Below are 26610 nucleotides of genomic sequence, written 5' to 3'. Positions count from 1 at the left end.
CTTGCAGGCGCTATGGCGATTGCCCTTGCCGCCGCGGCCGGGTCGCCGACGGCCCATGCCGCTGCCGCCGATGACGTCGCAAGCCTGTACGGGCCGCAGCCGCCGGCCGATGCCACCTTTCTGCGCGTCGTCAACTTGTCCGAGCAAACGGCGAAGGTTGCATTGCCGAGCGGCGGCCATCTCGTCGATCTGGCGCCGGGCACGGCCAGCCGCCTCGACGTCGTGCGGCCGGGCACGCCGCTGCGCGTGACAGTCGATGCGGGGGAGCCGAAGGGAGAAGCGGGCGGTGCGAAGGTGGCGGGCGCCGATACGGTCGGCGAGACGCTCACGGTGGCGCTCGAGCGCGACGAAGCCGGCAGCTGGCACGCGCGGCCGATCGCGGCACCGGTGTCGAGCACCGATGCATTGCGCGCCCAACTTCGCCTGTTCAATTTCGTGGAGGGATGCGACGGCAAGGTCGCGCTCGAGCGCAACCCCGCATCGGCGATCTTCTCGGATGTCGCGGCGGGCCACGCGGCATCGCGTTCGATCAATCCCGTGACGGCCACGCTCGTGGCCGTCTGCGGCGCCGCCGTGTCGCCGCCGTTCGCGCTGCCTCGGCTCGCCGCGGGGCAGAGCTTCAGCTTGTTCCTATCGGGTTCGCCCGCGCGGCCGGTGCTGAGCGGCGCGCTCGACACGCTCGAATGGCCGGGACGCAAGCCGTGATTGGACAACGCTGGTTTGGCTGCTTCGGCTACGGCTGCGACTAAACCCAAGCCCAAGCCCAACCGCGCAAGACCGCACTGTGACTCTCTCTTACCGAACGACATTTGCGATGAAACCGATTCATTTTCTCGATGCGGGCACCGTCCCCGTTCCGCGCCGCCGCCGCTTGCTGCTCGCCTTGGCGGCGGCACCGTTCGTGGCCGGCCTGTCCTTCGTGCCCCGCGCGGCGCGCGCCGCACAGCAGGCCGTGATCGAAGGCCGCGACCGATGGCTCTTTCCGGCTTGGGAAAGCTATGTCGACGACGACACCCCCGCATGCCTGAAAGTCGTCGATCTGATCGGCGCCGCGGTCGGCAAGCTCACCGCCCACGGCATCCATTGCACGATCGTGGTGGCGCCGCTGAAGGCGCGGGCCGCCGCTGACAAACTGCCCGAGGGCGCGGCGCTGTCGCCGTCCGTCGCGCAGCGCTACGCGGCGATCCTCGCCCACGGCAAGCAGGCCGGTCTTGATTTCGTCGATGCGGTTTCGGCGCTGGCGAACGTCGATACGAGCCAAGACAGCACCTACATCCGCGCCGACTATCACTGGTCGGGCCATACGGCCGAGGCCGTTGCCGACGCGACGGCCGATCGCCTCTCGGCCGCCGGCCCGTTGCGCGGCGAGCTGTCCGACCCGCCGGCGCTCGGCGATTGGACCGAGTCGATGGATTTCGGCGATCTCGCCACCTTGCTGCCGCCCGAACGCCGCCGCGTGATCGGAAAGGACCGCTTCATCGTGCGCGATGAACCCGACGGCGGCGGCCTGCTGGCCGATGCCGTGCCCGTCGTGCAGGTGGTCGGCAACAGCATGGTGCAGCCTTACCTCGGTTTTCCGCAGCGGCTGGCGCATACGCTCGCGCGTCCGGTTGGATTGACTTGGACGTTCGGCGATACCGGGCCGTGGAAGACGCTGCTCAACTACTTGGAATCTCCCGCGTTCGCCAAGCAGAAGCCGCAGGCCCTCGTATGGCAGTTCAACGAAGGGCAGATGGCCTTCGGCCCCAACGCTTCGGGGCAATGGGACGCGCCGTCGATCATGGCCGAGAGCGCTTGGCTCGACCGTGTCGAGAAGGCGCTCGCGCAATGACCGAGGCCGCCGTTCGACACGACGCCGCAACCGGTGCCGGAGACCGGCGCGGCGAGGGCTCGCCGAGAAGATCGGGCGAGGGCGGGCACGGCGCGATGGCGGCGTGTCTCGCCGCGTTGCTCGTCGCCGCGTTCGCGCTCGCGGTGGTATCGCTCGTGACGCACGCGAAGGCCGATCCGACGTTCTCGCTCGACGACACGAAGGCGTGGCGCAGCGGCGAGGCGATGCATGCCGTCGATCGCGCCATCGACGTCCCCTATGCGGCCGCGGTTCGCCGCGCGAGCGCAGCGGTGCGCTACCGCGTGCTCGGCGACCTCGGGCCGCAGGTCCGCGAAGGTTGCCCAGGCTGGCTCTTCTACGAGGATGGCTTGCGCCCGCGGCCGTCGCCGCTCACGCAGCTTCCTGTCGACACCGCGATGCAAGAACAAGTCGCGGCAATGCGCCGCTACGCAGCGGCGCTGCGTAGCGAGGGCATCACGCTCGTCGTCGCGACCGTACCCGATAAGGCGCGCGTCGAAACCGAGTCGCTCTGCGGTCTGCACCAGGACGCGCGGATGACGGCGACCTGGGACGCATGGCACAGTGCGCTTGCGCGTGAGGGCGTTGTGCAGGTCGACTTGCTGGGCCCTTTGACGAACGCTCGCCCGTCCTTCTATCGCACCGACGTGCATTGGAACGCACGGGGCGCGCAAGCGGCGGCCGATGCGGTGGCCGCTGCCGTGTTGCCGCATGTCGGCGGCCACGGCGACGTGCGGTTCACGGTGGAGCACGAAACCGGCGTGCAGCCGCGCGTGGGCGATCTGCTGCACCTCGCCGGACTCGCCAACGTTCCCGACGGCTGGCGCCCACCGGTCGATGTCGAGATGCCCGAGACGATCCGCCCGGAACAATCGGGCGGCTTGCTCGACGACACGCCGCCCGCGCAGGTGCTGCTGGCGGGCAGCTCGTTTTCCCGGCGCAGCGGCTTCGCCGATCGTTTGGGTCGGGCGCTGGGCCGCGAGGTCTGGAATGTCAGCGTCGACGATGGACGATTCGATCGCGCGTTCGCCTCGATCTGGGCCAAGCGGGCGACGTGGCCACGCTCGCTGCGCGTCGTGATCTGGGAGATGTCGGAGGATGCGCTCTCCGAGTTGCCGACCGATGCATCGGGGCCGGTGACGGCCGGTGCCGATGCGAAAGCGCGAGACTGAGGGAAAGACACCGATGCTGTTCAACTCGTTCGTCTTTCTGACGCTGTTTCTGCCGATCGCGCTGGCCGTCTACTACGCGGCGGGCGCGTACGCTCCGCGCCTCGCCGCCGCATGGCTATGCGTGGCGTCATTCATCTTCTACGGCGCTTGGGCGCCGGCATTCGTCGGCTTGCTCCTGGCCTCGATCGCATTCAACTACGGCATGAGCCGCGCGATCCTCGCCGGCAAGCCCGGCTCGCGCGGCCGGCGCATGTGGCTCGCGGCCGCGATCTGCGTCGATATCGGCGTGCTCGTGCGCTACAAGTATTGGTCGGCGATGGCCTGCGCGCTCGTCGAGTGGCTTGGCCTATCGGCGCACGGCTGGCTCGCGCAGACGTCGGGCAGCGTCATCCTGCCGCTAGGCGTGTCCTTCTTCACGTTCACGCAGATCGGCTACTTGCTCGATTGCCATGCGGGCATCGTCAAGCGCTCCGACGCGCTCGGTTTCGTCCAATTCGTGACGTTCTTTCCGCATCTGATCGCGGGGCCGATCTTGCATCACAAGGAGATGATGACGCAGTTCGCCCAGCCCGAAACTTACCGGCTGCGTGCCGAAAACATTTCGATCGGGGCCAGCGTCTTCGCGATCGGGCTGGCCAAGAAGCTGCTGCTGGCTGACCCGATCGCGCCCTACGCCGATGCGGGTTTTGCCGCGCCCGCCGCGTTGGGCGCTTGGGGGGCTTGGGGCACGGCGCTTGCCTACGCGCTGCAGTTGTACTTCGACTTCTCCGGCTACTCGGATATGGCCGTGGGCTTGGCCAAGATGTTCGGCGTGCGTTTCCCCCTGAACTTCAACTCGCCGTTCAGGGCCACGAGCATCATCGATTTCTGGCAGCGCTGGCACATCACGCTCACGCGCTACCTCACGGCGTATCTCTACTACCCGCTGTCGATGCGGATCAATCGGCGGCGCGCCGCGCGCGGTTTGCCGATCGGCCGCGCGGCGCAACGCTCGCCGACGGGCTTCGCCATGACCGTCGCGGTGCCGACGCTGTACACGATGGGATTGGCGGGGATTTGGCACGGCGCGGGCCTCCAGTACCTGATCTACGGTTTGCTGCACGCGGGCTATCTGACGATCAATCACGCGTGGCGCAATTGGCGCGCAACGGTGCAAGGCACCGCGGCGCCTCCGGGTATTGGGGCGCAGAAGCTGCGCCATGTCGCCAGCGTGCTGGTGACGTTCGTTGCCGCGCTTGTCGCGTTCGTGTTCTTTCGTGCGCACGGCATCGGCGATGCGCTCGCCATGCTCGAGGGGATGGCGGGCGTACGCGGCTTCGGCGCGAGCGCTTGGCCGCCGCTCGACGCAGGCGCACACGGCCTAGCTTGGCTGCGGCTCGCGATGGGCCGCGCGATGCCGGCACCCCAAGTGGCAGTGCTGCTCGCGATTGCCTGGTTCGCACCGAATTCGCACGAGTGGATGGGGCGGTTCTCGCCGGCGCTCGAGCGTGCATCGAATGCGGTGCCGGCAGGCCTCGCATGGTCGCCTTCGTTTCGCTGGACGGCGACGGTGATGCTCGTGCTGCTCGTGTGCGCTTCGCAGTTGCACGGCGAAGTGCGCTTCCTCTATTTCCAGTTTTGATCGTTTTGTTTCGAAGGAGATCCCGATGACGTCAAGCCAAGACAAAGACACTTCGTCCCAAGCCGAATTGCTCGAGCAAACCCGGGCACTCGTGGAGTCGGTCGTGATGAGGCGGGTCGATGCCGACACCGCGCTGATCGAATCGGGGCTGGTCGATTCGGTCCTCGCCGTGGAGATCGTGCTGCATGTCGAGACGGTGTTCGGCGTGCGGCTTCCGCCGACCGAGATCGCCGAGCATCTGGCGAGCGTGGCGACGCTCGCCGAATACATCGCCGACAACACGGCGAATCGATAGGCGGCCGCGATGCGTTTCGATCTTGCCGAGAGTCGTTTTGTCGATGCCCATCTGCGTCCCGAGGCGCCGGCCGTCATTGCCGCGGATGCAACGCTGAGCTGGCGCGAGCTGGCCGCGAGCGCCGCTGTCTGGTGCGATGCCGCGCGAGCCGAGGGGTTCGGGCGCGACGTGCCCGTGATCGTGCGCGGACACAAGGAAGCCGGGTTCTTCGTCGCGATGGCCGGCGCGCTGATGCTTGGCGCGCCGTTCGTGCCGGTCGACACCGTCTATCCCGACGAGCGCATGCGCCGTATCGCGCGGACGCTTGCGGCATCGGCCTACTTCGATGCGCGAACGGGGCGCTTCGAGCGATTGGACGGTGACGCGGAGCCGGCCGAGGGCCACACGCGCGCGCCGGCGCTTCGCGAAACGAATCTGGCGTACGTGCAGTTCACCTCGGGGACGACCGGCGACCCGAAAGGCGTCCAGATCGGGCGTGAGGGCGTCGCATCGCTCGCCGAGTGGATGAACCTCGACTTCGCGCTGGGCCCGTCGCCCGTCTTTTTGAATCAGGCGCCGTTCAGCTTCGACTTGTCGATGTACGAGGTATTCGGCACGCTCGCGCTCGGCGGCACGATCGTCATGATGTCGCGTGCGGCGTGCATGCCCGGGGCTGCCTTCATCGAAGCGCTGGCGCAAGCGCGCGTGACTAGCTGGGTTTCGACACCGTCGTTTGCGCAGCAGCAGTTGCTCGATCCGCGTTTCGAGCAGGCATCGCTGCCGTCGCTGTCCACGTTTCTGTTCTGCGGCGAGACACTGCCAGTTTCGCTCGCGCGCCGATTGCGCCAGCGTTTTCCGGGCGCTCGGATCATCAATACCTACGGGCCGACCGAGGCGACGGTCGCGGCGACGTGGATCGTCGTGGACGATGCCGTGCTCGAAGCGCATCCCGTGCGTTTGCCGATCGGGTTCTCCCGGCGCGGCGGCGAGGTGTTCATCGATCAGAACGAACTCTGCATCGCAGGACCCTATGTGATGCGAGGCTATTTGAATCGAGCCGACCTCAATGCGACGAAGATGTTCGAGCGCGACGGCGGGCGAGCGTTTCGTGCGGGCGATGTAGGCGATGTCGATGCCGATGGTTTGCTGTTTTGCCACGGCCGCATGGACGATCAGGTGAAGCTGAACGGCTATCGGATCGAACTCGCGGAGATCGATTCGGCGCTGGCCGCGATGCCGGGTGGGGCGCATGCGGCGGCCGTGCCGCTGCGGCGTGCGGACGGTTCGGTGGCCCGTATCGTTGCCTTCGTCGAAACGGGGGCGAACGATGAACGCGGGGCGCAGCTTGCGCTGCCGTCGGATTGGCGGGTGCGGCTTGGCGAACGTTTGCCGCCGTACATGATTCCGTCGGAACTGATCGCTTGCCGGATGCTGCCGCTGACGGTCAACGCGAAGATCGACCGCGCGCGTCTTGCCGAGGATTACCGCAACGCGATGATGGCGTCGCAGAGCAATGGCAATGGGCGATAGCGCGGTGGGGCGGGTGATGCGCTTGACGCGCGTGATGCGATCGGTGCGAGGTTGGCGGCGGATTGCAGTCGTCGCCCTTGGTGCGATTGTCGTGTCGGCAGCGGGGGCCGTCGAAGCCGCACCGCCTGCGCACATGGAACCGGTGATCGCGCGGCCGGAACTCGCGCAAGGCATCGTCTGGCAGCCCGATAATGCGCATGCGAACCCGCACGGGGATTGGGATGCGCTGGGTGTCAGCGATTTGCTCGTGCAGTGGACGGCCGTGGATGATGAAGCGCTCGTGCCGGCGCAGGGATTGCAAATTGCGTCGCGGCTGCCCGATTGGAAGCGTATCGGCAGGGAGCCGTGGGCGCGCGAGGTGATCGTCGGTTTGGCGGGTCGCTTCGACGAGACCCAGGCACGTACGCATCTGCCGCGATTGGCGGCGCAGTCGCGCGCGCTTGCTTCGGCGCGCTGGCCGATGCACGTTTCCGGTTGGTACTTCCCGGTCGAGGTCGATCCGACTTGGAAGAATGCGCGCGCGCTCGCGCCGCTGCTGGAGCGATTGCCGAAGCCGCTTTGGATCAGCGTCTACGACAACTCGAATATCGGCGGGGCGGCGCTGGCTGCTTGGTTGGACAGCTGGCTGCCGCGCGATGTCGGTGTGTTCTTCCAGGACGGGTGCGGCGATTACGTGCGAGATCCTGCCGTCGCGCGCGGCTATGCCGATGCGCTCGCCAAGCGCTTGGGACCCGAACGTGTACGGATCATCGCGGAGGCGTTTCGAGGGTTGCCGGGCGGAGGGTTTCGCGCGGCGAACGCGGCGGAACTGACGCCGCAGCTCGAGGCGTATCGCGGGTATCGCGTTTATCTCTTCGATGGCCCGCATTACGTGTCGCCATCGCTCGTGCGGCAGGTAGTCGAGCGGGCGGGTGGGTGAGGGGCAGTGCGCTTTATGCCAGCATGGTGTCGAGCAGCAACACTTATCGATGTACGCGCGGAATCAGAGGAAAAGTCAACAAAGTGGCGTACTGCTCATCGTGAGCGCAAAGGCTTCCTGGACAATTTTGCGGCTGCGGCTTTGCTATCTTGGTCCGCCCCACGGAACATCTCCTCCAAATACCCCGCCATCATCCGCTCCAACTCGTCGATGACCGCCGCACGGTGCGCGAACGACGTCTCACCGTGGATCGCGATAGCCGCCTTCATCAGTTGCTGAACCACGGCCGCGCGGACCTGCGCTTCCGCCGTTTTCATGCCCGGCGCTTTCGCACACAGCACGGCGGCAATCTCTCCGCGTAGACGCTGCCTTACGCCGACCGCCGCCGGCAGCGAGCGGCCCGGTGTCTCGACGAGCGGCGCAAACGCCGGATGCGCCGTCCGGAACGCGATCAAAGCAGGTGCAAGGCGATGCGCCAAACCGGCGGCGTCGAGCGTAGGCGCCTCTTCGCGCAATTGCTGCAGATCGCCGATCAACGTCGCCAAGTACGCCTCGAGCAAAGCATCGGCAAGCACATCCTTCGTCGGAAAGAACTGATAGAGCGAGCCGATCGACGCCCCCGCGCGCGCCGCGATCGCCGTCATCGTCGCGGCGTCGAACCCCTTTTCGGCGAACTCGGCGCCCGCCGCGTCGAGCAGCGCCGCCACCCGCGCGCGTCCCCGCTCCCGTCGAGGGGTTTTGGCATCGGCCCGCGCGTCGTCGTCCGCACGACTTGCATTTTGTGAGGACATCCTCATATACTCCGTTTTGTGAGGATACCCTCGTATGAGGGCACCTTCGCCATTAGACCCGTTTTGTCGGCCATGCTCAATCGCCGGCTGCGGGCGCTTGCAAGCCGACTCGTTCGGTCCGACCCGAGCGCGACTCGACTGGATTCGGAGCGGCTCGACTTGATCAACCCCGCATCAACTGAACATAAGGGATCCACCATGAACGCTATCGATCCACGTACCACCGCGCTGGTCCTCATCGATTTGCAAGAAGGCATCCTGCCTTTCGCGAAAGGCCCGCGCACGAGCGATGCCGTGCTCGAAGCGAGCGTGCGGCTCACGAAGCGGTTTCGTGAAGTAGGCGCGCCCGTGGTGCTCGTGCGCGTCGGGCCGAGCCCCGATCACGGCGATGTGCTGCGGCAAAGCGTCGATCAAGCCGCGCCGATGCCGGCCGCGCTGCCTGAGAACTGGTGGACCTTCCCCGCGGTATTGGAAGCGAGCGAGCGCGACATCCTGATCACGAAGCGGCAATGGAACGCGTTCTACGGCACCGAACTCGACTTGCAATTGCGCCGGCGCGGCATCCAAACGATCGTGCTCGGTGGCATCTCGACGAACATCGGCGTCGAATCGACCGCGCGGGCCGCATTCGAGGCCAACTATGCCATCGTATTCGCCGAAGATGCCATGGGCTGCGCCTCCACCGAACAACATGAAGCGTCAGTCCGCTACATCTTCCCGCGGCTCGGTCACGTGCGCACAACCGATGAAGTGCTCGCGGCCATCAAGGCATAACGCTCGCTTGAGTCATCGCTTACGATTATTTTTCATATAGGCGTTGTAAGGTTCAAGCCGCGTCTAGCGATGACGAGTGGTGAGGCTCGAGCGAAACGGAGCAGCTAACGATTAACACGAATGCCGCCGCTCGGCCTTGACTCAAATCAAACGAAGCGCGCGATCGGTCATAAATGCTGATCGCGCGCAAAGAAAATTCAACGGCCCCGTTTTTAAATTACTGTCAACCCTTTAGCTATCGACTCTTTCAGCCGTTAGCCAGGCATGAACGAATACGAGGCCGCGGCGCCGCCCTCGTCGCGATCGGTCGCACAGCACGGGCTCTATCGAGCCGCCTCCCGCTCAAAAAACCGATAGGACTACGAACTAACCGTTCGTCGCGGCTTCGCGCGCGCCATGCAGGTATGCGGGTACGTAGGTACCATGCACGGCCGCAGCTTTTGGAGAGAGATTTATGTTTGTCGCTATCGGATGGCTCATGGTGCTCGGCGCCGTGATCGGCAGTTTTGTCGGCGAGGGCGGGCATCTGTTCGCCTTGCTTCAGCCGTTCGAGCTGATCTGCATTTTCGGCGCGGCGTTCGGCGCCTTTGTCGTCGCGAACCCGGTCACCACGCTGAAGAAGACGATCAAGAGCCTGCCGGCCTGCTTCAAGGGGCCGCGCTACGACAAGGCCAAGTATCTAGAGTTGATCGCGCTGCTCTATGAACTCATGCAGAAGGCCCGCAAGGAAGGGATGATGGCGCTCGAAGCCGACGTCGACGCACCCGACCAAAGCCCGCTCTTTCAAAAGTATTCGACGATCGCCGGCGACCATCATTTGCTGGACTTCATCACCGACTATTTGCGCATGATGTCGACGGGCAACATCAACGTTCTCGAAATGCAGGACTTGATGGACGAAGAGCTGACCACGCATCACGCCGAAGAGTCGGTCGTCGCCAACGCGCTGCAGAAGATGGCCGACGGCCTGCCGGCATTCGGTATCGTCGCGGCCGTCATGGGCGTCGTGCATACGATGGCGTCCGTCGGCGAGCCGCCCGCGATTCTCGGCAAGATGATCGCCGCCGCGCTCGTCGGCACGTTCCTCGGCATTTTGCTCTCTTACGGTTTCATCGGGCCCATGGCCGATCTGCTGCACGCGAAAGGCCGCGCGGCTTCGAAGCCGTTCCAGTGCGTGAAGGCCGTGCTGCTCGCGTCGTTGAGCGGCTATGCGCCGTCCGTCGCAGTCGAATTCGGCCGCAAGGTGCTGTTCACGACCGATCGCCCGACGTTCCAAGAACTTGACGACACCGTGCGCGCGACGAAGGTCTCGAAGCCGGCCGCTTCTTCCTAAAGCGGGCGGTCGATCATGGGTGATAGACTTTCCAAAGACGCCGCCGACAAGCGGCCGATGAGCATCGTCGTCCGGCGCAAGAGGGGCGGCGACCACGAAGGCCATCACGGTGGTGCATGGAAGATCGCATACGCCGACTTCGTCACGGCGATGATGGCGTTCTTCCTGCTCATGTGGTTGCTCGGCTCCACGTCGAAGTACGACAAGGAAGGGATCGAGAAGTACTTCAACACGCCGCTGTCCGCGCTGTTCAAGGGTTCGGAGTCCAGCCCCGCGACGCCTTCGAGCATCGTGCAGGGCGGCGGACGCAACATCGCCGATACGCGTCCCGGCGTCGGTTCGATGATGCAGCCCAATCCGCCGACGCAGACGGCGACGCCGCAACTGGCCGCCGACGAGCTTCAGCGGCTGCAACAGTTGAAGCAGAAACTCACTGCGCTGATCGAACACGTGCCCGCGCTCAATGCGTACAAGGACCAGATTCGGATTTCGATCACGAGCGAGGGGTTGCGCATCGAGATCGTCGATTCGCAGAAGCGGCCGATGTTCGCATCCGGAAGCGCGAAGATGCAGCCGTATGCCGTCACGATCCTGACGCAGATCGGCTCGGCGCTGAACGACGTCGAGAACCACATTTCGATTGCGGGGCACACCGACGACGTCCAATACCAAGGCAGCGAGCAAGGCTATACGAACTGGGAGCTGTCGTCGGACCGCGCGAACGCCGCGCGCCGGGAGCTCGTGGCGGGCGGCATGCGGCTCGACAAGCTGTTGCAGGTGCGGGGGCTAGCCGATGTGCAGCCGCTGCAGGGCAACGATCCGAATGCGCCGACGAACCGCCGCATCAGCATTCTCGTCATGAATCACGCGGCCGAAATGGCGTTCTATCGTGATGGCGGACGCACGACGACGATCAACGACTCGCTGCCTGCCGTGCCGTCTCTCCAAAACGCGGTGAAGCCGATCGCGATGCGGCCGCCGGTGGTCGCGGCGAACGCGTCTTGAACTGATCGTTACGCCACCCGCGGCGATTGCGCCGCGAACCACTCCAAACCGGCCTGCAAGATCGCCTCCACGGGTGCGGACCAGTTGCCCTCCCGCGGTTGGCGAAAGACCCGCATCGCGCACGGGTACCACGGCGAATCGCTGCGTCCATGCAGCCAGCGCCAGTCGGGATCGTGATACGGCAGCAGCACGCAGCACGGCTTGCCGAGTGTGGCGGCGAGGTGCGCCGTCGACGTGTCCACGCAGACGACGAGATCGAGCTGATCAATCAATGCGGCCGTATCGGCAAAGTCCGTCAGCTCGTGGCCCAGCGCGAGCAGCGGCTGGAACGCCTGCGGCCTTTGCGCTTCATCCTCGTCTTGCCCCTTCTGCAGGCTCACGAACGACACGCCGGGAATACTCCACAGCGGCAGCAGCGACGACAGCGAGTTGAGCGAACGATGCGCGTCGTTGTGATGGCGCGGATTGCCTTTCCAAACCAAACCGATACGCGGCCCAGGCGGCAGTGCGGCAGCAAGCCGTTCTCGCCAATGCGCCGCTCGTGCCTCATCGGCTTGCAAGTAGTTTGCCGGAGGGATCGTGTCGATCGTCGTGCCGAGATGCACGGGCGCGCTGAGCAGGCTGGTCCAGCAATCGTAATCGCCGTACTGCGCCTTCGCGGCATCGTGTGTGAGCAACGCATCGACGCCTTCGACGTTTGCGAACAGCCGATGCAGCGACGACGCGCAAACCATGTCGACACGCTTCGCACCGGCCGCTTTGAGCAGCGGCAGATAGCGCCCGAACTGGATCACGTCGCCTAAACCGTCTTCCTGCCAAACGAGCAGTGAGCGGCCTTCGAGCGATTCGCCTTGCCACTGCGGCAGCGGCAGCATCGCTTTCGTCTTGTAGTGGAGAAAGCGCGGCAGCGCATAGCGCGATTCGAACAGGCGCCAGCCTTCCTCGAATCGGCCAAGACTCAGCAGCAGCGTTCCGAGGCCGAACTGCGCGTCGAAATAGTCGGGCTTTAGCGCGAGCGCGCTGCGGTAATGCGGCTCGGCTTCGTGGGGAAGATCGAGCGCGCGCAGCGCGGTGGCGAGGTTGTAATGGCTCGGTGCGGCACTCGGGTTCAGCGCCAGCGCCTGCCGGTAGACTTCGGCGGCTTCCAGCGGGCGGCCCGATTGCTGGAGCACATTGCCGAGGTTGTTGTATCCGGCGACCGCGTCGGGCCGCAGCTTCAGCGCCTCGCGATAGGACCCTTCGGCTTCGGAGAAGCGTGCTGCTTTTTCGAGCACGATTCCCAGGTTGAAATGGGCATCGGCATATTCGGGGCATTTCGCGATTGCGGTACGCAGAGTCGCTTCGGCTTCGGGTAGCCGGCCGAGATCTCGCAGCACGCAGGCAACGTCGACCTGCGCTTCCACATAGTCGGGACGAAGCGTGACGGCAAGATGCGAGGCGAGCGCGGCCTCCGACAGACGCTGCTGGGCGTAGAGCGACCGACCGAGATTGCCAAGTGCGTCGGCATCTTGCGCGTTCAGCGCCAAAGCCTGCTTATAGGCTTGCTCGGCGTCGGCGAAGCGCTCCTGCTGCATGAGCAAATTGCCTAGGCGCTTGTGGGCCTCCGCGTGGTCGGGCCGCAGCGCGAGCGAGGCACGATAAGCGGCTTCGGCATCCGGTAGGCGGCCTTGGTCGTGCAGCAGTAGCGCGAGAGCCAAATGGGCCTCGGCGTCGCCGGGCTGCAGCGAGAGCAGCGAGCGCAGTGCTTCGGCCGCCTCTTGCGAGCGGCCCGCGCCGTGCAAATGCTTCGCGAGCGCCAGCATGGCGCGCGGGGCGACGTCGGCCGCGGATCGGGGTGTCGGAGTATCGGACATTGACGCAGCTTACGGCGGGCCGCCTGCGTTCAAAGGGCGGAAAAGCGCGCATCGGTCCGGCTTATTCCGGGGATTGATCGAGGGGCGGATGTCGGCCCGATTGGGAGCGGCCGCTCGAAGTAGAAATTGGAGAGACTGTTTTGCGCTGGAGATTGTGTGGAAAGCATCACATATGCGCCGATTTGCTTTACTATTACGCCGATTTAGGGTTCGACGCCCTATAAATTAAGCCAAACAATAGTACGTCGAGTTCGAAGACGCGGGCGCTGCAGGGCAGTGCTGCTTAGATGCGGCTCGGACGATAAATCTAAAAAGGACCGGGGAATGCGGATCAGCGGGCGCGGCCGCTTGCGCAACATATTGTGCGTTAGGCAAGGGCGGGGCGGTAGACAGCGGGGATTCACTCTTCTTGAATTGCTCGTGGTGCTGGTCATCATCGGCATGCTGGCAGCGATCGTGGGGCCACGCTACTTTGCCCAACTCGGCAAATCGCAAGTGACGATTGCACGGGCGCAGATCGATGTGCTCACCAAAGCGCTAGACAACTACAGGCTCGATGTGGGCCGCTATCCGACGGCTCAAGAGGGACTTGCCGCGCTCGTAGGCAAGCCGGCCGGCGTGGATAAATGGGCAGGTCCTTACCTCAAGAAAGACGTCCCGCTCGATCCATGGGGGCACCCATACGTCTATAAGGTTCCCGGTACCAAAGGGGAATATGCCGTGATTTCCTACGGCCGCGACGGCCAGCCCGGCGGTACCGGCGAAGATGCCGATATCAGCAGCGAATGACGTTGCGGCGCTGACAAGTCGATGTGTCTCTGCTCCCAACTGTAAGGCACTGGAAGGTGCGGCGTCATGCAATTTGAAGTAAGAGCGCTTTCCCCCGAGAACCGGGTCGTTTCGATCTTGGTCGACGCGCTGGATGAAGACCATGCGCGCCGCCAAGTCGAAGCGCGCGGGATGCACGCTACACGACTCGCGCCGAGACGCAAGCTGCGGCGACCGGCCGCGTCCAGAGGCGGATTCTCACTCGTGCTTTTCAGCCAAGAACTGCTTGCGTTGCTGACTGCCGGCCTTTCCGTGGTCGAGGGGATGGAAGCGCTGCTCGAGCGCGAACGCGGTGCGAGGCTGCGCGGGGTGTTGGAACGTTTGCTGACCGGATTGAGGGAGGGCAAGCGCTTGTCCAATCTCCTGGCCGAGCAGCCGGACGTGTTTTCGCCGCTATACGTAGGCATCGTGCGCGCCGCCGAGGGCACAAGCGATTTGCCCCGCTCGCTGCAGCGATTTGTCGACTATCAATCGCGCGTCGATATGGTGCGAAACAAACTGATCAGCGCGGCGATTTACCCAAGCATTTTGCTCGTCGCGGGTGGCGGCGTGACATCCTTTCTCATTGCTTACGTCGTTCCGCGTTTTGCGACAATCTATGAGGGCACAGGTCGATCGTTACCTTGGATGTCTCAAGCGCTGCTCGACTGGGGCAAGTTTGCCTCTGCGCATGGCCTGTTGCTATTTGCGGCGATCGTCCTCGGCCTGACAAGTGGCGCCTTTACATTGCGCGCTGCGATCTCCAAAGTCGGTCTCGTTAGCCTGTTGGCGCGCATTCCGCTGCTAGGCGCGCATTTGCGCATCTATCAACTATCGCGGCTCTATCTGACGCTCGGTATGCTGCTGGAAGGCGGCATCCCTGTCGTCCCCGCCATGGCGACGGCCGGCGGCACGATCTCGCCCGCCTTGAACGAGCGACTCGTCCGGGCTCGTGCCGCAGTGCAGGCGGGTGCCACGTTGTCGAGCGCATTCGAGGCTGAAGACCTTACGACGCCGATCTCGCTGCGCATGTTGCGCGTTGGCGAGCGCTCGGGCGAACTCGGCAACATGCTCACACAGTCGGCCGCGTTCTACGACGGCGAGATCAGTCGCTGGATCGACCGCTTTACGAGGCTGTTCGAGCCGCTCTTGATGTCGGTGATCGGCCTGGTGGTCGGCGCGATCGTCGTGTTGCTCTATCTCCCGATTTTCGATCTTGCGGACGCATTGTCGTGAACCTGCAAGCGACGACGCCTCTGGTACTTGACGCAGCCTTGCTCTCTCGGGCGCGTGCCGCCGCATCGGCATCGCAGCGTCACATATTTGCCGAGTTGGAGGTGCTGACCGGTGTGGAACCTCGCGAGCTTCTAAGGGCGCTGGCACAGCGGCTCGCGATGGATGTAATCGAGACGCCTGAGATGCTGCGGCTACAGCCAGTATTCGATCGCGTGTCGCTCGCGCGTGCAATGCAGCGGCGGTGCGCTTTACTGCGTGACCCGAGCGGAAACTTGATCGGTGTGTCGACCGATCCGTTCGACCTCGATCTCCGCACTTGGCTTGCCACTCGGGCGAACGCGGCTGTCGACCTGAGGCTTGCACTGGCTTCGGACCTTCAGGCGTACCACACGCGCATGGAGGAGTCCGCGCGTGCAGTGGACAGTGTCGTCACGTCGGCAGACGAGGGACAGGGCGAAGGGCGTACCGCGCAAGTGCTGTCCTTCGAGACAGTGAGCGAGGCGGCCAGCCCTGCGGTCAAACTCGTGAATTCAACGCTCTATGACGCGCTCAAGGCCGGGGCTTCGGACATTCACCTGGAAAGTACGGCGACCGGGCTGGCCTTGAAATATCGCGTGGATGGCGTACTCGACGCGGCGGCTACGATCCAGGGCGTCGAGATCGCGGAGCAGGTGATATCGCGCCTGAAGGTGCTCGCGGAACTCGATATTGCGGAACGCCGCGTTCCTCAAGACGGCAGCTTTCGAGTGGCCGCAGGAGGGCGTGACATCGACTTGCGCGTCTCGATCATGCCGAGCATTCATGGAGAAGACGCGGTAATCCGCATTCTCGACAAGCGCGCGATGATTGAGGCCTATGGCGCCTTGACGCTCGAAGCGCTCGGCTACGACGGCGAGTCGCTGGCGGCGCTGCGTCGCCTCGCAGAAGAGCCTTACGGCATGTTGCTCGTGACCGGACCCACCGGCTCGGGCAAAACGACCACGCTCTATGCTGCTTTGACGGAAATCCACAACGGGCGGGACAAGATCATCACGATCGAGGACCCGGTGGAGTATCAGCTACCTGGTATCTTGCAAATCCCCGTCAACGAAAAGAAGGGACTTACTTTCGCGCGTGGTCTTCGGTCCATCTTGCGGCATGATCCGGACAAGATCATGGTGGGCGAAATTCGCGATCGGGAAACAGCGGAGATCGCTGTTCAATCGGCATTGACGGGGCACCTTGTGCTCACGACGGTGCATGCCAACAACGTGTTCGACGTGTTCGGCCGCTTCAATCACATGGGCATCGACCCATACGCGTTCGTATCGGCGCTCAACGGTATTTGGGCGCAGCGTCTACTGCGCGTCAATTGCAAGCATTGTGCGGCGCCATACGTTCCTAGCGATATTGAGCTTGGCCGCCTCGGACTTACGCGCGCCGATGTTGCCGACTTCGCTTTCCGGCAGGGGACGGGTTGCGGCGATTGCCGCGGCACGGGATACAGAGGGCGGCGTGCGATTGCGGAGATCTTGATTCTCGACGACGAGATTCGCGACATGGTGGTGGAAAAGCAGCCGATTCGTCACATAAAGGAAGCGGCTCGCAGGAACGGTACGCGACAGTTGCGCGAGGTAGCGCTGACGATGGTGAGGTGCGGCGAGACGACTCTGGCCGAGGTGAAACGGGTGACTCTCAATGCTTGAGCGGCTGACGCGAATGATGAGGCCTGAACATTGCCGGATCGATCTCGGGCGTACTGCGGTTCGTGTGACACGGGTAGGTGCGACGCGGGAGTCCACACCGCGAACCGTCGACCGGACGTTACCGGACTGCTTGACCGTAGAACCGGACGCGCTCGAGGATTCGATCTCGGCCGTGCTCGCATCGGTAGGCGGCAGGCTGTCCGCGCATGTGACTCTGAATGACGACATCGTTCGCTACTTCATGGTCACGCCGCCGGCGAACGGCTTGCGCATGCAGGATCTGCGAGGCGCGGCCGACATGCGCTTTCAGACGCTTTATGGTGAATCGGTTGCGCCGTGGCAATTGGTTGCCGATTGGCAAGCCGACGGGTCGTTTCTGGCTTGCGCTGTTCCTCGACGTGTCCTCGATGCGCTCCGGGCCGCCGCAACGGCTCAACGCGCAAGCCTCGTCTCGGTCACGCCGGCTTTCGTCGTCGCGTGGAACGGCATGCGGCGCGACCTCTCGGCCAACGCATGGCTCGCTACGTTGAACGGCGGTGTGCTGACGCTAGGGGTGATCGCGGGATCTGCGCCTTTTAAACTCGCGGCCGTGCGCACGCTTGTACTGCGAGGCGATGATTGGTCGACGGCTTCCCTCCGCGAAGAAGTTGAGCGCACTGCTTTGCTCGAGGATGTGCCGCTCCCCACGTTGCTGCATGTTCGCGGGCCGTCAAGCGCAGCTTTGCAGTCCGAGTCAGCAAGGCCCGTAGAAGGAATAGACGTGCGATGGCATTCAGCCGATGTCGATGGGCCGGCAGGCCCGAGCGACGGCTCGGCAGTGCCGGCCGACTTCGTACAGAGCGGGGCGATGACATGAAGCCGATCAGCATCGATTTCGCGCCATTCAGCGTGCAGCGAGAATGGCATCGAGTGCACCCGGTCGCTCGATGGCTGGCGGTCGCCGGGCTGCTGTTGTGCCTGCTCGCGGGCGTTCGCGTCCAAAAGCTTTTCCACCGCCTCGACTCGCTCGATAGCGAAGCCGCGCGCCTAGCGGCAAGAGCGGCAAGGCTCGATCGACGCTCGGCTGCCGTCACGAGTGCGCCGATCGACGCAAAACGGGGCGAGGCCGTCAATTCGGCGGTGGCACGACTGAACTTGCCCTGGTCAGACATCCTCGACACACTCGAAGCCGCGACGCCTCAGCAAGTGTCCCTGTTGTCAGTCACCCCGGATACAAGCGGCGCGCAACTCAAGATAGAAGCGGAGAGTGTCAGCGCCGAAGCGATGATCGGCTATATCAAGGCGCTCGAACTGCAGCCTCGCATTTCGAGCGTCTATTTGATGAAGCATGAAAGGGTTCACGACGGCTTCGTGGATGTCATACGTTTCCAGATCGAAGCGCAGTGGCGGAGGGCCGAGTCTTGACGCTGGAGTCCCTTGCACGGGCAGTGCTTCGGCTTCGTTTGTTCTTTGGACGCTTCGGCGGCGGCGCGATGTTGGCCGCGGTGCTGTTGGCTTCAAGCGCATTCATGTGGCTCGCGTTGATACCGGGCATCTCGGCGCGCGTCGATCGCGAGGCGCTCGCCGTAGCGCAAACGCGCTCGGCCCCATTGCCGAAGCAGGTGATATCTCCCCGAGCGCTAGCGGCTGAGCGACTCGCAGCCTTTTACTCGGCGCTAGGCGATGCCGGGCACACGGAGCGGATCATAACAGGCCTGTTCCAAGCGGCTTCCGATGCGGGCGTGACGTTGGATAAGGGCGAGTACACGCCGGCTCACGAAACGGTCGGTCGTTTCGATACCTACTCGATTACGCTGCCCGTGAAGGGCGGCTATCCCAGCATTCGACGTTTCTGTGAGAGCGTATTGCTGGCGACACCCTATGCGGCGCTCGACGATATCCAATTCAAGCGCAGCTCGGCGGGCGAGCCGGACGTCAAAGCCAAGTTGCGCTTCACGATGTTTCTTCGTCCTGGGGCGGCTGTACTCGCTCGCGCTGTGACAGGCGAGGCGAAGCAATGAAGCGCCTCCACATCGCACTTGCGTTGACCTTCGTCTCCTGCGCCGTGTCGCTCGTCTTCTCCAACAGGAATTCGGGCGATGAATTGGTCGAGGCCGTACCGCGCCGTCATTCGACCGTGACCGAAGAAACGACCGGAGATGCGTCTGCGCCTCTCGTCCGCATCGAAGCTCTGCGTCCGCGAAAAGACCTGTTCGGTTCTCCTAGCGAAGGGCACCATGATCTTTTTGGAGGACAGGCTGCGGTGCCGCAGTTGCCTTCCGTGGCACCTCCACAAGCGGACATACCGCCATTGCCGCCGCCGACCCCCGTGATGCCATTCACCTACATCGGAAAGGAGGCGGCCGACGGCGCTTGGGAGGTCTATCTTGCGCGCGGAAGCGAGACGCTTATCGTGCGCGAGAAGTCCGTCATCGATTCAACGTACCGCGTCGTATCGATCAAGCCCCCCACGCTATCGCTGGTCTATCTACCCCAGAACGTCGTTCAGACGTTGGATATCGGCAGTGCCAACTAAGAAAGATGCAAACGAAGGAAACGAACTTGCGTAACCCCTCCGCCGTGCAACGCAAATTCCGAACGGCTTACCGCCGGGCGACCGATTTCATGCGTCTTTCGCTTTTGGTCGCGCTACCGGTGCTGCTGGTCGGTTGTGCCGCGCAGCTCGCCTATCGTGACGGGCAGAATTTGGTTGCCCAGGGCAAGATCGACGAAGGTCTTTCGAAACTAGGCGAAGCCGTTGCCCGCGATCCGCAGGATGCTCGATATCGCCAGACGTGGCTCGCGGTGCGCGAAAGCACCGTCGCACGCTACGACGAAGAGGGCGATCGGTTGGCCGCGAGCGGGGCTCCCGCCGACGCGCGAAAGAGCTATCAGCAGGCGCTTGCCGTCGACCCGCGGAACGAGCGCGCGTTGGAAGGCTTGGCGGGACTCGAGAAGGCTGCGCGTCGAGACGCGCTCATGGATCGAGCTGAAGCGGCGGCGGCGAAGCACGATATCGATGATGCGCGGCGCTTGCTCGACGAAGTGCTGACCGAGGCGCCGGCACAGCCGCGCGCCCTTGCGTTGCAACGCAAGCTGCGCGCGGCCGAGGGGGTGTCGAATGTCGAGGCGACGCTAGCGCGCACCTATCAAAAACGCATTCAGATCGACTTCAGCGATGCCACACTCAAGCAAGTGTTCGACGTCATTTCCCGAACGGCTGGCCTCAACTTTATGTTCGACAAGGACGTAAGGACAGACCAGCACGTTTCGATTTTCCTCAGGAACAGCACGATCGAAGCGGCGGTGCGCTACCTGCTGGCGACGAACGAACTCGCTCAGCAAGTGGTGGACGAGAACACGGTGCTGATCTATCCGAACACCCCGGCCAAGCAGAAGGAATACCAGGAGCTGGCGGTGCGGACGTTCTTTCTCTCGAACGCCGACGCGAAAACGGTCGCCAATACGCTCAAGACGATTCTGAACGTACGCGACATCGTCTTCGACGAGAAGCTCAATATGGTGATCGTGCGCGATACGCCGGACGTCATCAAGATGGCCGAAAAACTCGTCCGACTCGAGGACGTTGCGGAGCCGGAGGTCATGCTCGAGGTCGAGGTGCTCGAGGTTCAGCGCGACAGCTTGCAGAATCTCGGTATCGCATGGCCTGGGTCGGTTACCGTTACTCCGCTGCCGCTCGGCAGTGCCGTGGGATCCGCGGGGGCGGCGTTTGGTAGTACGTCGTCGACTGCCGGTTCGCCGGCGTTGTCTTTGAGCGACTTGCTGCACCAAACCACGCGTTCGCTCGGCGTGTCGACGTTGCAGGCGACGGCAAATGCGAACTTGCAGGACTCCAATGCGAAGCTGCTGACGAACCCGCGTATTCGTGTGAGCAACCACGAAAAGGCAAAGATCCTGATCGGCGAGCGCGTGCCCAACATCACCTCTACGGCGACATCGACCGGCTTCGTATCGCAGTCGATCAACTATCTTGATGTCGGCCTGACGCTTGAGGTCGAGCCGACGATTCATCTCGACGATACGGTGGGGATCAAGGTGTCGTTGGAGGTCAGCAGTTTGCTCAACCAGATTACCGAATCGTCCGGCACCACGGCCTACGAGATCGGTACGCGCACGGCCAGCACGGTACTTCAATTGAAGAACGGAGAAACCGACGTCCTCGCGGGGTTGATCGACAGCGAGGAACGCACGTCCGGCAACAAGGTGCCGGGATTCGGTCAAGTGCCGGTCTTGGGACGATTGTTCGGCGCTAGCTCCGACGATGACAAGAACACAGAGATCGTCCTTGCGATCACGCCCCACCTCGTCAGGAATATCCGTCGCCCGGATTCTGCACTGGCGTATTTTTCGTCCGGGACGGAAACAGGTATGCAGAGCTTGATCCGCTCGAACGGACTGGCGGGCGTGCCGGCTGTTGCTTCGCCCTCGTCCTCGCCGAATGTGACGGTCGCGATACCTGCGGCCGAGGTGCGGGCGACGCCCGTTTCGGCGCCTGCGGCTGCGTCGATTCCTGAGCCGAAAGTGCAGCACAAGGGCACGGCCCAGGGGAAGGAATCGACGAGTCTCCCGGTTGCACGCGCCGAGCAGCCGCGCGCAGCCAGAAGTACCCCCGCGAATGTGAACGGCACTTCTGCAACGATGGCAATCGAGGGCGCTCAACAGGTCAAGGTTGGCGATACAGTCACGTTGACGTTGGCTGCGCAAGCACACGAGCCGATCGCGAGCATGTCGACGATGGTGAGCTACGACAAGAGCAAATTGCAGTTCATCGATGCCGTTGAAGGAGACTTCCTGAGGCACGGGGGGGCGCCGACGCGATTTTCGACGGGCCTCGATCCCAGCGGCAACGTGATTTTGGCCGATTCGGTTACCGGAGGCGTGGGTTCGTCGTCGAAGGGCGCGTTCGCGGTTTTGCACTTCCGAGCAATTTCGAGTGCGCCGCAGACGGTGCTTCGGATGCATTCGGGGCAAGCGACCGGCATCGAGGGACGGCCTGTTGCACTGGTGCCGGCACCTGCCTACGACATCGCGGTGCATTAGCCATGGGCGGCCGGGTCATCAAATGCGAATACCGTCGCCGTGCCGGGGCGCCGGGTTTTACGCTGATCGAACTGCTGGTGACGCTCGCTGTTCTCGGCGTGCTGGCGACCCTCGTGATTCCGCCGGCGCAGGTCATGCGGCAGAGGGAGCGCGAGCAGGAACTGCGGCGAGCGTTGCATCAGATCCGTAGTGCAATCGACGCCTATCAGACTGCGAGCAAAGCAGGGCAGGTCGCGATGGAGGCGGGTGCGAGCGGCTATCCCCCGAGTCTTGATGTGCTCGTGGACGGCGTGCCTGATCAAACGGATCCGAAGCAGCATAAGCTTTATTTCCTGCGCCGGATTCCTCGCGATCCGATGAGCAACGACACTGAACTCGACAATGCTGCCACTTGGGGCAAGCGCAGCTATGCGAGTCCGCCGGACGATCCGCAAGAGGGCGACGACGTCTATGACGTCTATTCGACGTCGAAGGGTATCGGGTTGAACGGCGTTCCTTATCGACTATGGTGATGCCTGTGAAACGTCGTCGGCGTGCGAAAGCAGGTTTCACCTTGATCGAGCTATTGATCGTGCTTTCGATCATTGCGCTGATGTTGACACTCGCGTTGCCTGAATATTTTCATTCAATCGATGCGTCGAAGGAGAGGGTGCTCGCCGAGAACCTGCGCGTGACACGCGATGCCATCGATAAGTTTTATGGCGACGTAGGGCGGTATCCCGAGTCGTTACAGGAGCTTGTGGACAAACATTATCTGCGGTCGCTGCCGGTCGACCCGGTCACGGGGAGCGCAAAGACCTGGCATATCGTGCATCCGGCCGAAGAGGCTCAGGGCGACGTTTACGACATCAAGAGCGGTGCGCTGGGTAAAGGGCGCGACGGAAAGTCCTACGGAGACTTATAGGCATGCGTAGGGACAAGTGTCGTCGGCCCAGACCGCAGGGAGGATTTGCATATCTCGCGCTGATGATTTCTATTGCCATCATCGGAGTGGCTGCTGCTGGGGCCGTTGAGCTTGGTGCGATTTATCAGAGGCGCATGGCTGAGAAGGAGCTTCTCTTTATCGGCGACGAATTTCAGCGGGCGTTGGTGAGTTATGCGCAGGCGACGCCGCTTCTCCAGGCGACGCAGCCACGAACGCTCGATGACCTATTGCGCGATCCGCGTTATCCAAACGTCGTGCGGCATCTGCGCAAGATCTATGTGGATCCGATGACGGGGAAAGCGGACTGGGTCCTCATCATGTCGCCCGATGGGCAGACGATCGTGGGCATACATAGTGCATCGAAGGAGCATCCGATCCAAATCGCCAATTTTCCGCCGGAATTTCAGGGGTTCGAGGGCAAGCGGAGTTATGAGGAGTGGGTGTTTATGGCGTATCAGCCCGGTATGGCTCGGCCCAGCGGTGGATTAGCGGCGTATCCGGCGGGAGCGGCCAAGTAGGCATCTGAGGTCTAAACAAATTGTGGGTGCCCGATTTGTCGAAGTTTCATTGCAAAACGATTGCGCCCTATTTGTTGTCAATGGTAGGATGAAATCTTCTTAACTCAGCACTAAATGCAATGATGAAAAAATTAATAACGAAATTTCTGGCCATTGCTGCTATCGGTTTCTTTGGGGCGTCATCGGTAGCGATGGCGGCAGATCCCGTGCCCATGGGAAGCTTTAACTTCAATTCGTCGAATTTCGCGTCGAACACATTGATTCAGATCGTTGCGCCCAGCACAAACGTTCATGGGGTCTATCTGCGGACGTGTGCTGTGACAGTATTTGGCTCCACTGCCGGTGCGAACACGATTGTTATCTCGGCCCCTTCGGCACCAACTCCGTTTCAATCGGGGAACATTATTCTCTTCTCGGTTCTGTCGCCCCCGTGGTCGTTTAACGATCTCAAATATCCTATTCTGGTGCCGGCGGGGAATGGGGTGTGGGCTTACACGAGCTTGAATGGCTCGGTTTTCTGCAATTATGACGTGTTGAATTGATCTGAAAACCACGCCTGACTCGCGTCGCAAACTATGTTTTAGACGCATTCAGGCAAACCTCATCTCGGCGGCCGCCGCTTTGAAGGTGCGGCGGCCGTTTGAGTGACGCAGAACACATTGTTCGTATCGTCAACGCTCAGTGCTAGTTGAGGAAATCATAGTTGCAATAGATCGAGCCGCTGCCAGTGGTGTACCCCCACAGCCCATTGCCGGCCGGAATGTAAACCGGATGACTGAGCGTCGCCGACGAAATCGGCGGCACGAGGACCGAGAAAAGCACAATGTTTCCGGTCACGAAGGGGGTTGGCTGCGTGGGCGAGGCGATGACGAGTGTGTTTAGACCCCAGGTGGTGCCCCAGATGGTTTCTGAACAGCTTTGTACGATCGCGCCGTTCGTATTGGCACTCGCCGCAAAAATCGACACGACGGTGTTCGTTTGCATCGTGCCATTCGTACCGTTGTTGTAGGAATGGGTGCCCATGGGCGACAACTGAGCGGTAGCTGACGTCGAAACAAGGACGGTTGCAGCGGTCAATGCCAGTCCCAGAGCTTTTAACTTGTTTTTCTTCATGATGATCCTATTGAACGTAGAAACGCACCCGCAATGCGGATGGCCCCGGATTTCTCGTTTCATTGCGAAGGCTGTCATGCTCACGTCGGGTGACGCGCGTCACTGATTGCCTCGGCTCACAATAGAAATAGCGCCGGTCGACGTTATTTTTATTGGGGTCAGAGTTTAATTTATTGCCCCCACCTTAACAAGCACATTTCCTGTTGTCGGACACCACACTCGTCCAGGCCTCGGCGCTGCCGCGAAGCCGTTCCAATGCGTGAAGGCCGTGCTGCTCGCGTCGTTGAGCGGCTATGTGCCCTCGGTCCGGCTTATTCCGGGGATTGAGCGGGGTGGCGGCGCGTTTGCCCGTACAAGTCCGAACCGGCGGGCATCGCCGTAACTGGGGCACTATTCGCGCTCTTTTCCGTCGATTGTCTTTTGAGGCGGCCCGCTATGCTGATAGCCCCGAAAAGATCGCCCGACAAGAATTCCCGCCGCCATGAATGCACCCCTACCCCAACTCGCCGGGTGGCTCGACCGAGCCGCGCCCGACTCCATCTCCGGCTGGGCGGTTTTCGTCGGATGGCCCGATGTGGCGGTGACGCTCGCGTTCTACATCAATGGCCAGAAGGTGGCCGTCGCGACCTGCGACAAGCCGCGTCCCGATGCGGCCGCTGCCGGATTTGCCGGCGCGCGCGCGTTCGCCGTCAACCCGCAGTCTTGGCTCAAGGACGGAGCGAACGCGCTCGAAGTGCGTGCGGAGGCTTCGGGGGCGATGTTGCCGAACGGGCAGCAATCCATCAGCGTCGGAGGCTCGAACGAGATCGGAGACTATTGGTCCGCGCAGTACAGCAAGCAACGTACGCTGACCACTCGCTGGTGGGAGAGCGACTACATCGTCAAGCGCATCAACCGTAAAGTGTGCGGCGAGTCGTTGCCCGGGATGTCCTCGGGACTGCATCGCGTCGCCGCTGAGCGTTTCGCGGATCGGCTTCCGTTCGCGCGGGGCGTGTCGATCGGATGCGGTACCGGATCGAAGGAGCGCAACGTCATTCGCAGCGGGCTCGTTCAGCACTTCACGCTGTTCGAGCTCTCTTCGGTGGCGGTGGAGCAGGGGCGTGCGCAGGCTGCACGGGAGGGGCTCGAGGCGAACATGACGTTCCGCATGGAAGACGGAATGGCGGCCGAGACGGGCGAGGGTGTCTACGACGTCGTCTACTGGAACAATGCGCTGCATCACATGTTCGACGTTAAGGCGGCGCTCGAATGGAGCCGGCGTGTGCTGCGCAAGGGCGGGGTGATGCTGATGGACGACTTCGTCGGCCCGACGCGCATGCAGTGGTCGGATCAGTTGCTCGAAATCAACAATGCGGTCCGCCGGGCGATTCCACCGCAATACCTGCGCTACCCGGGCCGCCCCGATCTAATGCTGCAGCCTCGGGTCGAGCGAACGCCCGTGGCGGCGATCATGGCTATGGATCCCTCCGAATGTGCGGATTCGGTCAACATCCTGCCCGAACTCACGCGGGTTTTTCCGGACGCATGGGTGCACAAGACCGGTGGCGGGATCTATCACTTGGCGCTGAACGACATCTTGCACAACATCATCGCCGCGCAGGACTACGACTTGCTGGAGCGGCTGCTGGAAGTCGACGATGAGTGCGCGAAGATCGGGGAAACGCACTACGCCGTGGCCATCGCGGTGAAGTGAGCGGGATGGACGTTTCCTCGCGCCCGCGATCACTTGAAAGGGGGCCTTCCCCATCAACTCGGGGCCTTGCCGCCGCCACAGACAATTGAGCAAACATCGCCGTGGACCGGTCTCGAGTTCTGCTGCGGCACCTCTTCACGCAGTTTTCGCAGGAAGCGGATGAACGCATTTTCGTTACGCGGCCGCACCGGGTTCGCCGGGCGAGTTCATTCCCTATTTGGAAAAGATCTGGGAAAGCAAGGCGCTGACGAGCCGGGGGCCGTTCCATCGGTAATTTGAGCAGGCGCTTCGTGATTACCGCGCCGCAGAATATCTCGCGTCGTTCGCCAACGGCACGTAACAAGTGACGTCGCCCGCTATGATGAACCGTCTCGAAGCGACCGGCTTGACCGCGTATCGCCCCGACGCTACCCCGCCAGCAAATGGGAAATAAGCGCCCAATTCCCAGTCTGTTCCGTCGATTGAGTCTGCA

26 protein-coding genes and 1 pseudogene are annotated in these 26610 nt (G+C 62.8%); 24 read left to right on the top strand and 3 right to left on the bottom strand.

Features of this window, described 5'->3' with window-relative positions; all coding sequences use genetic code 11:
- The first annotated feature begins 12 nt into the window (after positions 1–12).
- The 7 genes from DWV00_RS14000 (at position 13) to DWV00_RS13970 (ending at position 7365) form a co-directional block, all read left to right on the top strand.
- Positions 13–705, top strand: coding sequence for an alginate O-acetyltransferase AlgF (locus DWV00_RS14000; RefSeq protein ID WP_181885449.1), 693 nt, complete (start codon positions 13–15; stop codon positions 703–705).
- Between the two features lie 109 nt (positions 706–814).
- Entirely contained in the window at positions 815–1831 is a 1017-nt protein-coding gene (locus DWV00_RS13995) for an alginate O-acetyltransferase AlgX-related protein (protein ID WP_115534172.1), read from the top strand.
- Positions 1828–3021: an alginate O-acetyltransferase AlgX-related protein gene (locus tag DWV00_RS13990; protein WP_115534171.1), complete on the top strand. Its 1194-nt coding sequence runs from the start codon at positions 1828–1830 to the stop codon at positions 3019–3021. Before DWV00_RS13995 ends, DWV00_RS13990 begins: the two co-directional genes overlap by 4 nt.
- Positions 3022–3034: 13 nt before the next feature.
- Entirely contained in the window at positions 3035–4642 is a 1608-nt protein-coding gene (locus DWV00_RS13985; protein ID WP_115534170.1) for an MBOAT family O-acyltransferase, read from the top strand.
- Positions 4643–4667: 25 nt separating this feature from the next.
- Positions 4668–4937: an acyl carrier protein gene (locus DWV00_RS13980; protein ID WP_115534169.1), complete on the top strand. Its 270-nt coding sequence runs from the start codon at positions 4668–4670 to the stop codon at positions 4935–4937.
- A 9-nt stretch (positions 4938–4946) separates the two neighbouring features.
- Positions 4947–6446, top strand: coding sequence for an AMP-binding protein (locus DWV00_RS13975; RefSeq protein ID WP_115534168.1), 1500 nt, complete (start codon positions 4947–4949; stop codon positions 6444–6446).
- Positions 6436–7365, top strand: a complete 930-nt coding sequence (locus DWV00_RS13970; RefSeq protein ID WP_425452773.1) for an alpha-amylase family protein — start codon at positions 6436–6438, stop codon at positions 7363–7365. Before DWV00_RS13975 ends, DWV00_RS13970 begins: the two co-directional genes overlap by 11 nt.
- Before the next feature lie 95 nt (positions 7366–7460).
- On the opposite strand, the gene DWV00_RS13965 is transcribed toward DWV00_RS13970, so the two are convergent.
- Positions 7461–8156: a TetR/AcrR family transcriptional regulator gene (locus DWV00_RS13965; protein ID WP_115534167.1), complete on the bottom strand. Its 696-nt coding sequence runs from the start codon at positions 8154–8156 to the stop codon at positions 7461–7463.
- Positions 8157–8354: 198 nt separating this feature from the next.
- On the opposite strand from DWV00_RS13965, the gene DWV00_RS13955 reads away from it, so the two are divergent.
- The 3 genes from DWV00_RS13955 (at position 8355) to motB (ending at position 11268) form a co-directional block, all read left to right on the top strand.
- Positions 8355–8930, top strand: a complete 576-nt coding sequence (locus DWV00_RS13955; RefSeq protein ID WP_115534165.1) for a hydrolase — start codon at positions 8355–8357, stop codon at positions 8928–8930.
- A gap of 454 nt (positions 8931–9384) precedes the next feature.
- Positions 9385–10263 (top strand): flagellar motor stator protein MotA, encoded by an 879-nt coding sequence (motA, locus tag DWV00_RS13950; protein ID WP_115534164.1) that lies wholly within the window; start codon positions 9385–9387, stop codon positions 10261–10263.
- 15 nt (positions 10264–10278) lie between these two features.
- Positions 10279–11268: a flagellar motor protein MotB gene (gene motB / locus DWV00_RS13945; RefSeq protein WP_115534163.1), complete on the top strand. Its 990-nt coding sequence runs from the start codon at positions 10279–10281 to the stop codon at positions 11266–11268.
- Between the two features lie 8 nt (positions 11269–11276).
- Here the strand turns inward: motB and DWV00_RS13940 are convergent, their stop codons facing one another.
- Positions 11277–13121, bottom strand: coding sequence for a tetratricopeptide repeat protein (locus tag DWV00_RS13940; protein ID WP_115534162.1), 1845 nt, complete (start codon positions 13119–13121; stop codon positions 11277–11279).
- A 324-nt stretch (positions 13122–13445) separates the two neighbouring features.
- On the opposite strand from DWV00_RS13940, the gene gspG reads away from it, so the two are divergent.
- The 12 genes from gspG (at position 13446) to DWV00_RS33675 (ending at position 23874) form a co-directional block, all read left to right on the top strand.
- The gene (gene gspG / locus DWV00_RS13935) at positions 13446–13910 is read left to right on the top strand and encodes a type II secretion system major pseudopilin GspG (RefSeq protein ID WP_115534161.1); all 465 of its coding nucleotides are present in this window, start codon (positions 13446–13448) and stop codon (positions 13908–13910) included.
- 66 nt (positions 13911–13976) lie between these two features.
- A complete protein-coding gene (locus tag DWV00_RS13930) occupies positions 13977–15164 on the top strand; it encodes a type II secretion system F family protein (RefSeq protein ID WP_115534160.1) in 1188 nt (395 codons plus the stop codon).
- On the top strand, positions 15161–16849 hold the full coding sequence (locus DWV00_RS13925; protein WP_115534159.1) for a GspE/PulE family protein: 1689 nt from the start codon (positions 15161–15163) through the stop codon (positions 16847–16849). The genes DWV00_RS13930 and DWV00_RS13925 overlap by 4 nt, the downstream gene beginning before the upstream one ends.
- A 130-nt stretch (positions 16850–16979) precedes the next feature.
- The gene (locus tag DWV00_RS13920) at positions 16980–17705 is read left to right on the top strand and encodes a hypothetical protein (RefSeq protein WP_181885448.1); all 726 of its coding nucleotides are present in this window, start codon (positions 16980–16982) and stop codon (positions 17703–17705) included.
- The gene (locus DWV00_RS13915; protein WP_115534158.1) at positions 17702–18253 is read left to right on the top strand and encodes a PilN domain-containing protein; all 552 of its coding nucleotides are present in this window, start codon (positions 17702–17704) and stop codon (positions 18251–18253) included. The genes DWV00_RS13920 and DWV00_RS13915 overlap by 4 nt, the downstream gene beginning before the upstream one ends.
- Entirely contained in the window at positions 18250–18849 is a 600-nt protein-coding gene (locus DWV00_RS13910) for a hypothetical protein (RefSeq protein WP_115534157.1), read from the top strand. Before DWV00_RS13915 ends, DWV00_RS13910 begins: the two co-directional genes overlap by 4 nt.
- Positions 18850–18872: 23 nt before the next feature.
- Entirely contained in the window at positions 18873–19364 is a 492-nt protein-coding gene (locus DWV00_RS13905; RefSeq protein WP_245964873.1) for a hypothetical protein, read from the top strand.
- 26 nt (positions 19365–19390) lie between these two features.
- A complete protein-coding gene (locus DWV00_RS13900) occupies positions 19391–21889 on the top strand; it encodes a secretin N-terminal domain-containing protein (protein ID WP_245964872.1) in 2499 nt (832 codons plus the stop codon).
- 2 nt (positions 21890–21891) lie between these two features.
- Positions 21892–22401 carry a type II secretion system protein gene (locus tag DWV00_RS13895; protein ID WP_115534154.1) on the top strand — a complete coding sequence of 170 codons (510 nt, stop codon included), beginning with the start codon at positions 21892–21894 and terminating at the stop codon, positions 22399–22401.
- Entirely contained in the window at positions 22395–22793 is a 399-nt protein-coding gene (locus DWV00_RS13890) for a type II secretion system protein (RefSeq protein WP_115534153.1), read from the top strand. The genes DWV00_RS13895 and DWV00_RS13890 overlap by 7 nt, the downstream gene beginning before the upstream one ends.
- Before the next feature lie 2 nt (positions 22794–22795).
- Positions 22796–23332, top strand: coding sequence for a type II secretion system protein (locus DWV00_RS13885; RefSeq protein ID WP_115534152.1), 537 nt, complete (start codon positions 22796–22798; stop codon positions 23330–23332).
- Between the two features lie 119 nt (positions 23333–23451).
- On the top strand, positions 23452–23874 hold the full coding sequence (locus DWV00_RS33675; protein ID WP_147297896.1) for a hypothetical protein: 423 nt from the start codon (positions 23452–23454) through the stop codon (positions 23872–23874).
- Positions 23875–24016: 142 nt separating this feature from the next.
- Here DWV00_RS33675 and DWV00_RS13880 read toward each other — a convergent pair whose 3' ends face one another.
- Positions 24017–24445, bottom strand: coding sequence for a hypothetical protein (locus tag DWV00_RS13880; protein ID WP_147297895.1), 429 nt, complete (start codon positions 24443–24445; stop codon positions 24017–24019).
- Between the two features lie 481 nt (positions 24446–24926).
- Here DWV00_RS13880 and DWV00_RS13875 point away from each other — a divergent pair, with 481 nt between their 5' ends.
- Complete coding sequence (locus DWV00_RS13875) at positions 24927–26138, top strand: class I SAM-dependent methyltransferase (protein WP_115534150.1); 1212 nt, start codon at positions 24927–24929, stop codon at positions 26136–26138.
- Between the two features lie 119 nt (positions 26139–26257).
- Positions 26258–26475: pseudogene (locus DWV00_RS34970) on the top strand (DegT/DnrJ/EryC1/StrS family aminotransferase); the annotation flags it as partial.
- Positions 26476–26610: the final 135 nt, after the last annotated feature.

Origin of the sequence: Trinickia dinghuensis (assembly GCF_003367175.1) — a bacterium.
Lineage (GTDB): Bacteria > Pseudomonadota > Gammaproteobacteria > Burkholderiales > Burkholderiaceae > Trinickia > Trinickia dinghuensis.
The sequence above is the reverse complement of the archived record's forward strand: the minus strand, read 5'-3'. Positions and strand labels throughout refer to the sequence as shown.

Bases quoted from the DNA above. Each gene is read 5' to 3' on its own strand.
- DWV00_RS33675 (WP_147297896.1), top strand. From the start codon at position 23,452: ATGATGAAAAAATTAATAACGAAATTTCTGGCCATTGCTGCTATCGGT.
- gspG (WP_115534161.1), top strand. From the start codon at position 13,446: ATGCGGATCAGCGGGCGCGGCCGCTTGCGCAACATATTGTGCGTTAGG.
- DWV00_RS13955 (WP_115534165.1), top strand. From the start codon at position 8,355: ATGAACGCTATCGATCCACGTACCACCGCGCTGGTCCTCATCGATTTG.
- DWV00_RS13885 (WP_115534152.1), top strand. From the start codon at position 22,796: ATGCGTAGGGACAAGTGTCGTCGGCCCAGACCGCAGGGAGGATTTGCA.
- DWV00_RS13970 (WP_425452773.1), top strand. From the start codon at position 6,436: ATGGGCGATAGCGCGGTGGGGCGGGTGATGCGCTTGACGCGCGTGATG.
- DWV00_RS13915 (WP_115534158.1), top strand. From the start codon at position 17,702: ATGAAGCCGATCAGCATCGATTTCGCGCCATTCAGCGTGCAGCGAGAA.
- DWV00_RS13875 (WP_115534150.1), top strand. From the start codon at position 24,927: ATGAATGCACCCCTACCCCAACTCGCCGGGTGGCTCGACCGAGCCGCG.
- motA (WP_115534164.1), top strand. From the start codon at position 9,385: ATGTTTGTCGCTATCGGATGGCTCATGGTGCTCGGCGCCGTGATCGGC.
- DWV00_RS13965 (WP_115534167.1), bottom strand. From the start codon at position 8,156: ATGTCCTCACAAAATGCAAGTCGTGCGGACGACGACGCGCGGGCCGAT.
- DWV00_RS13895 (WP_115534154.1), top strand. From the start codon at position 21,892: ATGGGCGGCCGGGTCATCAAATGCGAATACCGTCGCCGTGCCGGGGCG.
- DWV00_RS13995 (WP_115534172.1), top strand. From the start codon at position 815: ATGAAACCGATTCATTTTCTCGATGCGGGCACCGTCCCCGTTCCGCGC.
- DWV00_RS13880 (WP_147297895.1), bottom strand. From the start codon at position 24,445: ATGAAGAAAAACAAGTTAAAAGCTCTGGGACTGGCATTGACCGCTGCA.
- DWV00_RS13930 (WP_115534160.1), top strand. From the start codon at position 13,977: ATGCAATTTGAAGTAAGAGCGCTTTCCCCCGAGAACCGGGTCGTTTCG.
- motB (WP_115534163.1), top strand. From the start codon at position 10,279: ATGGGTGATAGACTTTCCAAAGACGCCGCCGACAAGCGGCCGATGAGC.
- DWV00_RS13975 (WP_115534168.1), top strand. From the start codon at position 4,947: ATGCGTTTCGATCTTGCCGAGAGTCGTTTTGTCGATGCCCATCTGCGT.
- DWV00_RS13890 (WP_115534153.1), top strand. From the start codon at position 22,395: ATGGTGATGCCTGTGAAACGTCGTCGGCGTGCGAAAGCAGGTTTCACC.
- DWV00_RS13940 (WP_115534162.1), bottom strand. From the start codon at position 13,121: ATGTCCGATACTCCGACACCCCGATCCGCGGCCGACGTCGCCCCGCGC.
- DWV00_RS13985 (WP_115534170.1), top strand. From the start codon at position 3,035: ATGCTGTTCAACTCGTTCGTCTTTCTGACGCTGTTTCTGCCGATCGCG.
- DWV00_RS13980 (WP_115534169.1), top strand. From the start codon at position 4,668: ATGACGTCAAGCCAAGACAAAGACACTTCGTCCCAAGCCGAATTGCTC.
- DWV00_RS13990 (WP_115534171.1), top strand. From the start codon at position 1,828: ATGACCGAGGCCGCCGTTCGACACGACGCCGCAACCGGTGCCGGAGAC.
- DWV00_RS14000 (WP_181885449.1), top strand. From the start codon at position 13: ATGGCGATTGCCCTTGCCGCCGCGGCCGGGTCGCCGACGGCCCATGCC.